The organism is Streptomyces sp. NPDC096040, assembly GCF_040303265.1.
GTDB lineage: Bacteria > Actinomycetota > Actinomycetes > Streptomycetales > Streptomycetaceae > Streptomyces.
On the sequence record NZ_JBEOTA010000008.1, the window covers coordinates 288,034 to 301,039 of the forward strand.

Sequence of the window (13,006 nt, forward strand, 5' to 3'; positions counted from 1 at the left end):
GCGCCGACGCCGCAACGGCCGTACGACATCGACGTCGTACGACCGTTGCGGCGTTGCCGTCTCTCAGTCCGTGCCGTCGGCGGACTCCGGCGGCAGCCAGCGCACCCGGCCGAGGTCGAGCCGGGCCGTGCCGTCGGTGTAGAGCATGAACGGCACGTCCACATGGCGGAGATCGGAGCCGATCGCGCGCAGCGCCTCCACCGGCACGGTCACCGTCGACCACTCGCCCGTGGGCAGTTCGGCCAGGGTGGTGGAGATGTCCACGGCCGGCTGGGCGGGATAGTCGTCGTGGCAGGCGAGGTAGAGCGACTCGGACGGCGCCTCCCACACCCGTACCTCGGCCTCGACCAGCGCCCCGGCGTCGGCGTACCCGCGCAGGTCGGCGGGGTCGCCGGAGGCGAACTGGGCGTAGACGAAGGCCGGCAGGCCCGGGCCCTTGAAGCGCAGCGCGAGGGCGTTCGGCCGGTCCGGCTCGGTCAGCGGTTCGCTGCCCACCACCAGGACCTCCGTCGGTTCGGCGAAGGAGATCTCCGGGCGCGACCAGGTGTTGTGGCCGCCGATGCGGTAGACGACGTCGGTGCCCGTGCCGCCGTGGATCTCCAGCGGACCGGTGACGGGGGGCACGGGGGTCGTGTCCTGGTAGGTGTCCTCGGGCAGCGGGCCGGCCGGTGAGCTGTCGGTCATGCTCAGGCCGTAGCCGTACGGGAAGAGCGGCTCGTGTTCGCCCTCGGGGGCCTGTTCCTCCGCGGGCACCCGATAGCCGGGGATGTGCGGCGGGACGCGGTTGACCGCGTGCGAGCGGGTGGTGCGCGGCCAGGAGGAGCCGAGCCTGCCCTGGAAGTCGTGCCCGGTGCCGCCGTCGGCCGCGCGGAACAGCACGTCCGTGATCCCGCCGGCCTCGGTGCCCGGCAGCCAGGCCGCCACGAAGGCGTCCGAGAGGTTGATCTCCTTGGTGAGGTAGAGCGCGCGTCCGCCGAAGTAGATCGTGACGACGGTGATCCCCTGCTCGCGCAGGCGGCGCAGGATGTCCAGGTCGCGGGCGTACGACTGCTTGAGGCCCGCGTACGACAGGGTCCCCCACGGTTTGATCGTGCCGCGCATCTCGGCGTAGGAGTCCTCGCCCAGCACCATCAGGGCCACGTCGTGGCCGGCCAGGTCCGCGGTGTTCAGGCCGGGGTCGACCGTGCAGTTGGCGTCGCCGACCACCGTGCGGACCGCCTGTGCCACGGTCGTCGCGCCGGGCAGGTCGTCCAGGTTGACGTCGTTGCCCTGCCAGGTGAGGGTCCAGCCGCCGGCCTGCTTCTGGATGTCGTCCGCGCCGCTGCCCGTGACGAGCACCCGCGCGGAGCGGGACAGCGGCAGCGTTCCCGCCCGGTGCTTGAGCAGGACCAGCGACTTGCGCACCGCCTCCCGGGCCAGCGCCCGGTGCTCCGCGCAGCCGAGCACATCGGTGCGCACGGCCAGCGACCGCTCCCGGGGCCGGGGCTTCTCCCACAGCCCGGCCCGCGTCTTCACCCGCAGCACCCGGCGTACGGCGTCGTCGATCCGCTCCTCGGGGATCCGGCCCGCGCGGACGTGTGCGCAGGCCGTGCGGTGCACGGACTGCCAGGCGTCCCGTCCGGCGACCATCAGCACGTCGATGCCGGCGTTGATGGCGTACCCGGCGTCGCCGACGGTGCAGCCGGCGACCTCCGCGTGCGCGTCCCAGTCGCTGATGACGATCCCGTCGAAGCCCATCTTTCCCTTGAGCACGTCGGTGATCAGATAGCGGCTGCCGTGGACCTTGTGGTTGTAGGCAGGGCCGGTGTCCGGGCTGTGGTCGTAGTTGGCGGGAGACTCCCAGCTGCTGAAGGAGACCATCACGGACTGCGCGCCCGAGGCCAGGCCGGAGAAGAATCCCACCGCGTGGATGTTGCGGACCAGGTCCTCGGCGCAGACGGCGGTGCCGCGGTCGGCCCCGTGCACGGTGCCGCCGTCGGCGACCCAGTGCTTCACACAGGCCACCACACGGGTGTCGGCGGTGAGTTCGCCCGCCTCGCCCTGCAGACCCCGCACCATGGCCGGCGCGTAGTCGTGGACGACCTCCGGATCCTCGGCGTAGCCCTCGTAGTAGCGGCCCCAACGGCGGTCCCGGGGAGTGGTGACCGTGGGGGCGAACGTCCAGTCCATGCCGGTGGCGGCGATCTCGCGGGCGGTCGCCTCCCCGATCCGGCGCAGCAGGTCGGGGTCGCGGGCCGCGCCGAGGCCGATGTTGTGCGGAAAGACGGTGGCGCCGCGGACGTTGTTGTGGCCGTGCACCGCGTCGGTCGCCCACATGAACGGGATACGGAACGGCCGCCCCTCGTACCTGCTCTCGGCCGCCTCCCAGAAGGCGTCGACGGTCTTGATCCAGTCGGCCTGGCCGGCCTGCCGGTTGCCCTCCGGCCAGATGCCGGCGCCGTTGAGCGCGGAGCCGATGTGGTAGTCCCGCACGTCCTGCGCGGTCAGTTCGGCCAGTTCGGGCTGGATCATCTGGCCGATCTTCTCCTCCAGCGTGAGCTGGGCGAGGATCTCCTCGATGCGCCGCTCCCGCTCGGGCGGCAGCGGGATCGCGGAGCCGGCCTTGGGCCAGTCGGTGTGGTGGGTCAGTCGGCTCATACTCGTCTCCTGCTGCGTGTGCTCAGTGGTCGGCAACCCAGAACTCCTCGATGTCGCGTTCGCAGACCCGCTCGACGAACTCCGGGGGCACGACGGTCCGCGTCTGGCCCGGCGCGTAGAGGTCGACCTGGGTGCGGTGTTCCTGGAGCGCGGTCCGTTTGACGGGCAGCTGGGGCGCGATGTCACGGACGAGGAGCCGCTCGTCGGTCCTCCGCTCCGGGGCCGGCTCGTTGCGGTTGACGAACACGAACTCGGCCTCGGTCCGCTCGTCCCACACCACGTACTTGTGGATCCGCGGGGTCATGCCGAGGGTGGCGAGGCAGTCGAGGACGATCTCGCCGGTGAGCCGATGGTCGGCGTTCAGCTCCTTGACGTCGTGCGGTAGATAGACCTCGGCCACCTCGCGGTTCTCCGCGAGGAGTTTGAGGACCTGGGCGCGGAAGTCGGGCAGGCTGTCGGCCAGGGCGGTGTCGGTGAACCCGAGGAAACGCAGGTCGGCGTCGTCCACCCCGAGCCGGCGGGCGGCCGCCCGGGCCTCGCCCTCGCGGATGACGGTCAGCTCCTCGGGGGTGGGGGTGTCCATGCCGAGGACGGCGGAGTGCGAGCGGGAACCGTCGGTCGAGTAGACGATGCCGACCCGTCGGCCGCACGCGGTCCGGCGGGCGATGGTGCCGCCGCAGGCGATCACGTCGTCGTCGGGATGCGGCGCGAACACCAGGACGGAACCCGCCTCGGGGTCGGCGGAGGCCAGGTACTCGGGGCAGGACGGGAGCCGTCGCTCGGCCACGATGTCGTTGATCTCGAAGAAGTGGTTGTCCGGGACCAGCCGGGTGATCGGGGTGTCGAACTTCTCTGCGAAGTAACGGTAGTTGGCGGCGACCGCCCGCATGTTCTCGCTGTAGCTCTTGGGATGCGGCACATGGATCGCGGCGGCCGCCCGGTTCAGCACGAAACGGGCCCCGGTCCGGTGCAGCCGGTAGCTCAGGTCGATGTCCTCGGCGCCCCAGGCCCGGTAGGCCTCGTCGAAGCCGCCCACTGCCCGCAACCGGTCGGTGCGCGCCGAGACGTTGCAGGTCCACCAGACCAGCCAGGGCGCCGGCAGCCCGGCGAAGTCGTCGCCGTACTTGGCGTAGAACTCCTCCCGGATGTCCAGCCAGCGGCCCCGCCCGGCGAGGTCCGCCATGGTGGCGTCCGGGTCGGCGTAGTCGATGGCCCGCTCGATGAGCGCGCCGTCCTCGTTGTCCTCGTTGAAGCAGTACACGTATCCGCACACGGCGACCGGTCCGGCCGGGTCGCGGTGGCTGTCCAGGTGCGCGGCGAGGGCACCCGAGTGCAGGATCACCCCGGAGTCCACGAACACGGTGACGGGCGCCTGGGCGTGGGCCAGCCCCAGGTTCCGCGCGGCGGCGACCCGGTAGCCCTCGTCCTCCTGGCGCAGGTAGCTCAGCCGCAGCCGCTGCCCGAACTCGGCGGCCACCTCGGCGCTGTCGTCGCTCGACCCGTCGTCGGCGACCAGCACCTCGAAGTCGTCAGTCGGCAGCGTCTGCCGGGTCAGCGACTCGAGGGTGAGCCGCAGCAGCCGTGCCCGGTTGTACGTCGGCACGACCACGCTGCACTGCGGTGTTGTCGGTTCCATGGCCCCTCCCGAGAGCGAGTAGCAGGGTGGCCGCCGCCGCCAGCAGGGCGCACACCCAGAAAACGTTGGTGAAGCCGGCCCACTCGGTGACCACCCCGGTGGTGGCGCCGCCCAGCAGGATCCCGGCCTTGAACGCCCCGGAGTACAGCGAGGAGGCGACCCCCACGCGTTCGGTCATGGCGTCCTGGAGGATGGTCACGGGGACGCTGAGCACGACCGAGGTCCACAGGGCGTTGAGCAGTTGGAGCGCGATCAGTTCGGCCGCCGACCGGGCCAGCGGCAGCAGACAGAAGAACAGTGCGGCGCACGCGGCGGCGGCCGCCGTCACCCGCCACAGCCCGAGGCGTTCGGCCCGCGCCCCGAGGACGAACATCACCGGCACCTCCAGCGCCGCGGCCAGGCCGAGCAGCACCCCGGTGAAGCCGGTGCCGAGGCCGAGGTCCCTGGTGACGAACAGGGAGACGTCGATCTGGTAGGCCTGGTTGACGGCGAGCAGCAGCACGATCGCGGTCAGCAGCAGCCAGATACGGCGCCCGAGACCGGCGTACGGCCGGCGCACCCGGTCGCGGTCGCCCAGGGCCAGGTTGGGCAGCCCCCACAGGCACACCGCCCCGGCCGCGAGATAGAGCAGCCCGGCCGTGCAGAACAGCACGGCGAAGCCGCGCGCGGCGATGAGGAAGAACGCCAGCGGCGGGCCGACGATCCAGGCGACCGAGGTGACCGAGCGCAGGGCCGCGTTGAAGAAGGCCGGATCGAGCGCCCGGTGGTCGGCGAACTCCCTGGTGTAGGCGAACAGTTGGGAGAAGCAGGCGCTGCCGAGACCGAAGAAGACCGCACCGGCCGCGAAGAGCAGGTAGTAGTCGCGCAGCACCATGTAGCTGAACGCCCCGGCCGCCGACAGCGCCGAGCAGATCGCGAGCAGGGTGCGGCGGTTGCCGATCCGGTCCGACAGCACACCGACCACAAGGTCGGAGCTGATCTCCAGGACGGCCCGGCCGGCGAAGAACAGGCCGATCAGCAGCGGGGCCGCCCGCACGTCGTCGGCGAGGAAGAGACTGACCGACGAGGTCACCATGGCCCCGCCGACCCCGATCAGCCCGGTGGAGCCGACCAGCCCGCCGAGCGCCCGGTCGCCGAGCAGTTCGGCGGCGCCCGCGCGTACGGCGGCGAACCGCCCCCGCGCGGGCACCCCCGGGTCGGCCGCCGCGCTCACCCCCGGCCCCGCGGTGCCGCGCCCGCGAACACCTCGTCCGCCGCCTCGCGCTGGCGGTACGGCAGCTCCGGGCCGATCCGGCGTCCGGGCGGAACACGCTCGGCCGCGCCGGCCTCCTCGGCCGTGATCTGGCCGCAGGCCAGCAGGCCGGCGCGCGCGCCTGCGGGCAGTGCGGCCAGCACCCGGTGCTTGAGGGCCGCCGGGTCGAACAGGGCGTGGTCGTGTGCGGCGGGCCGCGGCTCGGGGCCGTCCGGCCGCAGCCCGGCCGGGTCGACCTGGTGGGAGACGATCCGCCAGTACGCCGTGAAGTCCCGCTCGGGGTCGGGCAGGGTGCCGGCGGCCAGGCCGATCCGGACGGTCTCCAGCCAGCAGTCGTAGTAGCGCCGGTCGGTCAGCCGGTCCATGTGCCGCGCACACCAGTCGGCCCGCTCCGCGAGCGGCGGCAGCACGGCCTCGCCGGTGAACACCCGCAGCGCCCAGCCCGCGATGGCCTCGAAGTAGGGGCAGGCGGTGCCGAACGCCTCGGTGTCGACGGGGGTGTTGATCACCGCGAGGGTCGGGTCCGGCAGGTGGAAGAAGTGCTCGTACAGCTCCTCCCTGCGCAGCTCGGGCACGAAGTCGTAGTTCGGCATCCCGTATCCCATGCAGAGCAGCACGGTGTCGTAACGGCCCTCGAAACCGTCGGTGAGAACGACCCGGCCGTCCTCCTCGAAGCGCTCGAAGGCGGGTACGACCGTCACCGCGCCGCTGTGCACGGCGGGCACGATCCGGTCGTTGACGTGGACCGCGCCGTGGAAGCCGCTCTCGGGCAGCAGTCCCGTCGCCCGGTACTGGGCGAAGTACTCCGGCAGCAGGCTCTCCAGCCACTTCAGATAGTCCTGGTAGGACAGCTCCTCGACGGCGACCCGGCCGATGTAGGAGAGCAGGGCGTCGTTGTAGTGGTCCCCGCACCAGCGGGGCAGGAACAGGGCGCGGCGGCGCACCGACCAGTCCACCGAGGTGCCGTGGGCGGCGAGTTCGGCCGCGATGTCGGCGCCGCTCACCCCGCCGCCCACCACGAGCACCCGCCGCCCGGCCAGGTCCTGCGGCCGCCGGTAGTCCTTCGCGGTGAGGACCCGTACGCCGGTCGAGGCGTCCGGGACGAAGGCGGGCCGCCGCGGCTCCCACAGTTCGCCGCTGGCCACCATCACCGCGTCGAACGCGTCGGTGGCCGGGCCCCGGAGGGAGTCCGCCGTCACCTGCCAGGCGCCGTCCCGCTTGACCACCTCCGTCACGGTGTGGCCGAACCTGATCGTCTCCAGCGCGCCGGACCGCCGCGCGTAGTCGCGGAGGTAGCCGTGGAGTTCGCCGCGGGTGGCGAAGTCCGTGCCGAAGCCCGGCGCGAAGTCCGAGTACGGGAAGCTCATCCGGGAGCTCTGCATGCGGACGCCGTCGTAGGCGCCGCCCGAGTCGGGGTTCCAGATGCCCCCGACGGTGTCCGTCCGCTCGTACAGGACGACCCGGTGTCCGGCCGCCAGCGCCTGCTTGGCGCTGGTCAGTCCGGCCGGACCCGCGCCGATCACGGCGATTCGCACAGCGGTGCCCCTCCTTTCCTTCGGTGCGGGAACGGGTCAGATGAAGGGATCGAAGTCCGGCACCAGCGTGTGCGGCCGGTTCCGCGGCTCGGCGAGGTCGCCGATCGCGGTGTTGGTGGCGTGCCGGGCGCACTGGAACCGGCAGTCCTTGCGCGGGTCGATGACCGTGGTGTCGGCCTGCCGCCACAGTTCGGCGAAGGACGTCTCCCTGATGTCGCCGATCCGCCCCTTGGGGTTGCCGCGGTGGTAGGGGCAGACGTAGACACCGGTCGGGGTCACCGTGGTGCGCAGTTCCGCGACGGCGCAGGTGGCGTACTCCTTGGGCTGGTAGGGGTCCGCGCCGTGCCGCACGGCCTCCCAGTTGGACGACCGCAGCAGGTGGAACGAGTCGTCCTCCAGTTCCTTCAGCCGCTCCCACTGCTCGTTGACCCGGTCGACGTACTGCTCGTCCTGGTTGACCGTGTAGTGGTCCTGGTCGAGCATCGCCTTCAACTCGAAGTAGTCGCAGCCGGTCTCCTTGGCCAGCCGGCCCGCCGTGTACACCTCGTCGTAGTTGGAGGCCTCGACGGTGCCGTCCTTCCCGAAGCGCTGCATCAGCAGGAACGAGTAGCCGAGCCGTCCCGCCTTGCGCTCGGCGAGCAGCCGCATGTTCCCCACCACGAGCGGAAACATGCTGCGCCCGCCGCGGCTGGGACGGAACTTCGGGTACGTCTCCTCGGTGCCCGCGTCCACCGACACCCGGACCCACGACAGCATCCCGGCGAGCCGGTCGATGTGCCGGTGGATCTGGGTGCCGTTGGTGACCAGACCGATCCGGATACCGGCCCCGTGCAGGGTCTCGATCACGGTGCCGATGGCCCGGTGCAGCAGCGGCTCACCGCCGCCGATGAGGATGACGGCCCGTACGCCGGTCCGGGTCAGTTCCTCGGCGAGTTCGACGATCCGGTCCTTGGACAGTTGCCCGTGGTGCAGCACGTCGGCGCTGATGCACTCGGGGCAGGCCAGGTCGCACACCGTGGTGGGGTCCAGGTCGACCACCAGCGGCGAGTCCAGGCGCTCGCTCCTGGCGACGCTGAGCACGCTGGGGAAGACGGACTCCTGGTAGATCTTGCCGACCAGGTCCAGGTTGTCGGCCACCTGAGCGGTCGCGAGCGGCACGGCCGGCCGCTGTGGCGCTTCCGGCTGTTGCGGGGTTTCGGGCCGCGACGCGTCCGGAGCACGGGGCTCGTCGGGGTGGTCAGGGACGTCGGGCCCGTGCTGGGCGGGCGCCGTCGGTTCGGCCGGGTGCTGCTTCCCCGCGAGCCAGGCGGCGCGCAGTGAGGCGCCGTGGGTGAATGCGTTCCCTGCGGGTGCGGGATTTCGTTCCTTGGGCATGGATGTAGTCCCCCTGTGGATACCTCTGGACCTCTGGATCGGCCGGTCGGTGAGCTGCGAGGACCGGCCAGGTGAATTTCTGGGCAACCGTGCACGGCCGCGCGAGGAACTCGCTCGGTGACTTCCGCCATACGAATGCCGTAAGAAGTGGAATAACCGGTGTCAGGTGCTGACCTGGAGATCCCGGTAGTCGATGCGATCCAAATTCTTGGGTCTTGTTTTGATGATTTCCTGCTGCAACAGGGTGAGCCGCGCGGACGGTTCCAGACCGAGTTCCCCGACGATGCGCTTGCGCAGCGAGTGATAGGTCTCCAGCGCCTCGTTGCGCCGGCCCGCCTGGAAGAGGGCGATCATCAGCTGTCCGTGCAGGTTCTCGTGGAGCGGGTGGCTGGCAGCCAGTTCGCGCAGATCGCTGAGGACCTCGAGATGGTTGCCGAGCCGGAGCTCCAGCGAGATCAGCTTCTCGGTGACGTTCAGATGCGACTCGTCGGCGCGGTCGACCCACACCCGCAGGACGGGGCCGCAGTTGATGTCCGCCAGGGCCGGCCCGCGCCACAGCCGCAGCGCCGCCCGGTAGTGCAGAACCGCCTGCTCCGCCTGGCGGGCGTGGCGGGCCGCGTCCGCCTTCTCCAGCAGGTCGTGGTACTTCGCGGCGTCGTGCAACTCCGGTGCCACCCGCAGCAGGTAGCCGCCGGGGTGGGTGGTCAGCACCCGCTCCGAGACGTCCTGTGGGGCGGCTTCGAGGGCCCGGGTCAGGGCGCGGCGCAGTTGGCCGACATAGGTCTGCACGGTGGCGGCGGCTGTACGCGGGGGTCGGTCTCCCCACAGCTCCCGGTAGAGGTCTTCGGCGAGGGTGAGCCGGTTGGCCCCGACCGAGAAGAGGGCCAGAACCTGGCGCTGCTTCGGGGCGCTCGGTGTTGCGTTGCGCTGTGCCGCTGAAACCACTAAGGATCCCAGAACGTTGGCTGATATTTCCATGACGAACTCTCCCCGTTGTACTGGCCCGCAGGACCCGTGACACCGTTGTCGTGGCCCTGCAGCGCCGTAACGTGACGTGCTCGAGATCGTGTCGCTGGACCAGCTCCCCCTCGTCGATCAATGCCTGGAAACTATCATCCCTCGATAGTGGGGGGCGATAATTTTTCGCTTCTCTGGAATTGCTTTACGTTGGCTGGATCGGCTTCTTTTTCGGGCGGTTCCGCCGCGGACTCCAGGGATATTCAGGTGTCTCCGGGTGCGGAATTTCAGATTCCCTTGGGTCGCGCTGTGCGGATCCGGGGGGCGCCCGCCCGGGCCGGTCGGGTGGCGGGGAATGATCGTCCGCTGCCGGGGTGATCGCGGTGGACGCGGCATTTGCGCTGGTGGATGTGTGGGGCGAGCGGGTCCGGTGGGGGCGTGGAGGAGGGAGCGGGGCACGGGAGCGCTCCCACCGTATATGGGAGCGCTCCCCTTCAAGGGTCGGCCACCGACCGGCCGACAGACGTCCGTCGACTTTCGGCCATGTGTTCCGCGCGCATTGTGACGCGAGGGCGACGATCACGCCCGGACTGCTTGCCAGAATCCCCTACAGTGCCCACGCCCTATCGGCGAGGAGAGGACGAGGACAGCGCATGAGGCAGTTACGGATCGGCGGGGACCGGGGTTTGGACGTCAGCGCCCTGTGTCTGGGAGGCATGCATTTCGGGACCTCGACCGACGAGGCGACGGCGTTCGCCGTGCTCGACCGGTTCCTGGAGGCCGGAGGCACCTTCATCGACACCGCCAACACCTATGCCTTCTGGCCGGAAGGCGGCACCGGCGAGGAGAGCGAGGAGCTGATCGGCCGCTGGCTGCGCAGCCGCGGGGTCCGCGACCGGGTCGTCCTGGCCACCAAGGTGGGCGCCCTGCCGGTGCCCCTGGACGCGCCGTGGCCGGAGGCCGCCGAGGGGCTGTCGGCGGAGGTGATCGGGCGTCAGGCCAAGGCCAGCCTGGAACGACTGGGCACCGACCGGATCGACCTCTACTACGCGCACATCGAGGACCGGCACACCCCCCTGGAGGAGACGGTCGCGGCCTTCGGCGAGCTGGTTGAGCACGGCACCGTCCGGCTGCTCGGCTGCAGCAACCACGCGGCCTGGCGGATCGAGCGGGCCCGCACCCTCGCCCGGGAGGCGGGGGTGGCCGGCTACACCTGCGTCCAGCAGCGGGCCACCTACCCGCGACCCCGGCCGGGCGCGGACTTCGGCGTCAACCCGCACGTCAGCGACGAACTCCTCGACTACGTGGCCGCGGAGCCGGACCTGACCCTCCTCGGCTACTCCACCCTGCTCGGCGGTGCGTTGTCGCGGCCGGACCGCCCCGTCCCGGAGCAGTACGACCACCCCGGCACCCCGGCACGGCTGGCGGCGCTGGCCCGGATCGCGGACGAGGTCGGCGCCACCCCCAACCAGGTGGCCCTGGCCTGGCTGATGAGGGGCACACCCGCCGTCCTTCCGGTCATCGGCGTCAGCTCGGTGGCCCAGCTGGAGGAGTGCCTCGCCGCGGTGGACCTGGAACTGGACCCCGGCCACCTGGCACGCCTCGACGCGGCCTGACGGTCCCCGAGGCACCCCGGCCCGACCCGCTGCCCCGCGCCGCACTCCGGCCGGGGCAGCGCCGTGTGCGCCGCCCGGCCGACGCCCGCAGCACCGCACCAGCCGCGGGTGTGGCGTGGCCGCAGGCGTTCCAGAGCCGGGGCGGGCGGCGGGCTGGAGAGCCACCAGAGGACGACATGCGGAACGCCTCAGGGGCGGTCGGCCGCCCGGTCCGGCGTCGGTCCGGAAAAACGTTTCCGACCGGGGAGTTCGTGTTCGGCGGGAGGGGCGGTGGTCGGGGGGCGGCGGACCGGGACCGGTCGGGGTGGGGCCGGGCGCGGCGCGGGGAGCGTCCTTGTCGGCCTCCGCACGGCAGTGCAGTCTCGGCACGTCTCCCCGGAGCCGACCGCGCCGGCCACGGCCGTACCCCGGCCGGCGCGGCACGGCTTCGGCGGTACGACCAGGGCCGTCCCCCCGGTCCGGCACGGCCACGGCCACGGTCGTACGGCCACGGTCACGGTCACGGTCGTACGGCCACGGCCACGGCCACGGCCACGGCCACGGCCACGGTCACGGCCGTACGGCCACGGCCACGGCCACGGCCACGGCCACGGTCACGGTCACGGCCACGGCCACGGCCACGGTCACGGCCACGGCCACGGTCGTACGGCCACGGTCACGGTCGTACGCCCCCGGCCGGTGGCCATGGCTTCGGTGGTCGGACCGGGGCCACGGCCGTGGCTTCGGCCGTCGGAACACGGCCACGGCCTTGGGCGTTCGACCGCAGCCGCAGCCGCAGCCGCAGCCGCAGCCGCAGCCGCAGCCGCAGCCGCAGCCGCAGCCGCGGTTCCCGGCCCCGGATCCACCCGGGCCGGTGCTGTGACCGCCGTGTGCCGCGGCCGGCCTTGTTCGCATGCCCGTCCGTAACTCCTCCCTTCCCCGGCGTCGCGCGAGTGCGCGTTCGGCCGGGCCGCCCGCAAAGGAGAGTCATGACCATGCGCCACCCGCTCGCGGCCCCACCCGTGAGCCGTTTCCGCCGAGCCGACTCCGGTTGGGCGCCGCGATGACCTTCACGGCGGAACCGCGCCTGCGCGAGCCCACGGCCGCGCGCACCGGCCGGGCGCGGGATCTCCTCCGGCTGCTGCGCCCCCGCCAGTGGCCGAAGAACGTGGTCGCCGTCTCCCTGTCACTGGCCGGCGGCGGCCACTGGAACTGGTACACCCTCTCCCGCACAGGCTGGGCGATCGGGGTGTTCGTACTGGCCTCCTCGATCGTCTACGTCGTCAACGACGTGGCCGACCGGGAACGCGACCGGCTGCACCCCGTCAAGCGGTCCCGGCCGATCGCCGCCGGCCGTGTCTCCGTCCGGCGGGCCCTGCTGTGCGCGGTGGTGCTCGCCGCGGCGCTGGCCGCGCTCGCCGCCGTGGGCCCGTGGCGGACCGCCTGGCCGGTCGTCGGCTACGTCGTGCTCAACGTGCTGTACAGCCACCGGCTCAAGCACATCGCCCTGGTCGACGTCTTCGTCGTGGCGGCCGGCTTCGCACTGCGGGTCGTCATGGGCGCCCTGGCGGGCGGTGTCCCGCTGTCGGTGTGGCTGGTCCTGTCCGTGTACGCGGCCTCGGTGATGCTGAGCCTGGGCAAGCGGCGTCACGAGCTGGAGCTGGGAGCCGGCGCCGGCCGCCACCGTCCAACCCTGGAGGGGTACTCGCGCCCGCTGCTCGACCAGGCGGTGCTGGTCAGCGCGGGCGTCGCGATGCTGGGCTACACCTGCTTCCTGCGCAGCGACGCGACCCAGCCCTTCGGTCAGGTGGCCCTGCTGCTGACCATTCCGTTCGTGCTGTACGGGCTGTTCCGCTACCTCCAGATCGTCATGGTGGAGGGCGGCGGCGGTGACCCGGCGGAGACGCTGTTGCGGGACCGCCCCGTGGTCGTGAGCGCACTGCTGTGCTGCGCCTGCCTGGCCCTCACCATGCTCCTGTCCGCGCATCCGGGACTTGTCGCCGGACTTCCGAGCCACTGA

8 protein-coding genes are annotated in these 13,006 nt (G+C 71.8%); 2 read left to right on the forward strand and 6 right to left on the reverse strand.

All coding sequences use genetic code 11. The features are described from left to right. Positions 1-63 precede the first annotated feature (63 nt). From ABTY98_RS13440 to ABTY98_RS13465, 6 genes are all read right to left on the reverse strand, one after another. On the reverse strand, positions 64-2,637 hold the full coding sequence (locus ABTY98_RS13440) for a glycoside hydrolase family 3 protein (protein ID WP_352221020.1): 2,574 nt from the start codon (positions 2,635-2,637) through the stop codon (positions 64-66). Positions 2,638-2,659: 22 nt separating this feature from the next. Next, positions 2,660-4,273 (reverse strand): PIG-L family deacetylase, encoded by a 1,614-nt coding sequence (locus ABTY98_RS13445; RefSeq protein WP_352221021.1) that lies wholly within the window; start codon positions 4,271-4,273, stop codon positions 2,660-2,662. Continuing rightward, on the reverse strand, positions 4,167-5,486 hold the full coding sequence (locus ABTY98_RS13450; RefSeq protein ID WP_352221022.1) for a sugar efflux transporter: 1,320 nt from the start codon (positions 5,484-5,486) through the stop codon (positions 4,167-4,169). Before ABTY98_RS13450 ends, ABTY98_RS13445 begins: the two co-directional genes overlap by 107 nt. Further along, the gene (locus tag ABTY98_RS13455; RefSeq protein WP_352221023.1) at positions 5,483-7,060 is read right to left on the reverse strand and encodes an FAD-dependent oxidoreductase; all 1,578 of its coding nucleotides are present in this window, start codon (positions 7,058-7,060) and stop codon (positions 5,483-5,485) included. The genes ABTY98_RS13450 and ABTY98_RS13455 overlap by 4 nt, the downstream gene beginning before the upstream one ends. A 36-nt stretch (positions 7,061-7,096) precedes the next feature. Continuing rightward, complete coding sequence (locus ABTY98_RS13460) at positions 7,097-8,434, reverse strand: radical SAM protein (protein WP_352221024.1); 1,338 nt, start codon at positions 8,432-8,434, stop codon at positions 7,097-7,099. 162 nt (positions 8,435-8,596) lie between these two features. Further along, positions 8,597-9,379 carry an AfsR/SARP family transcriptional regulator gene (locus tag ABTY98_RS13465; RefSeq protein WP_352221025.1) on the reverse strand — a complete coding sequence of 261 codons (783 nt, stop codon included), beginning with the start codon at positions 9,377-9,379 and terminating at the stop codon, positions 8,597-8,599. 665 nt (positions 9,380-10,044) lie between these two features. On the opposite strand from ABTY98_RS13465, the gene ABTY98_RS13470 reads away from it, so the two are divergent. Further along, positions 10,045-11,007: an aldo/keto reductase gene (locus ABTY98_RS13470; protein ID WP_352221026.1), complete on the forward strand. Its 963-nt coding sequence runs from the start codon at positions 10,045-10,047 to the stop codon at positions 11,005-11,007. Positions 11,008-12,049: 1,042 nt separating this feature from the next. Further along, positions 12,050-13,006, forward strand: a complete 957-nt coding sequence (locus ABTY98_RS13475) for a UbiA prenyltransferase family protein (protein ID WP_352221027.1) — start codon at positions 12,050-12,052, stop codon at positions 13,004-13,006.

Excerpts from the sequence above, each read along its gene's own strand:
- ABTY98_RS13440 (WP_352221020.1), bottom strand. The coding sequence starts at position 2,637 with ATGAGCCGACTGACCCACCACACCGACTGGCCCAAGGCCGGCTCCGCG.
- ABTY98_RS13445 (WP_352221021.1), bottom strand. The coding sequence starts at position 4,273 with ATGGAACCGACAACACCGCAGTGCAGCGTGGTCGTGCCGACGTACAAC.
- ABTY98_RS13460 (WP_352221024.1), bottom strand. The coding sequence starts at position 8,434 with ATGCCCAAGGAACGAAATCCCGCACCCGCAGGGAACGCATTCACCCAC.
- ABTY98_RS13470 (WP_352221026.1), top strand. The coding sequence starts at position 10,045 with ATGAGGCAGTTACGGATCGGCGGGGACCGGGGTTTGGACGTCAGCGCC.
- ABTY98_RS13475 (WP_352221027.1), top strand. The coding sequence starts at position 12,050 with ATGACCTTCACGGCGGAACCGCGCCTGCGCGAGCCCACGGCCGCGCGC.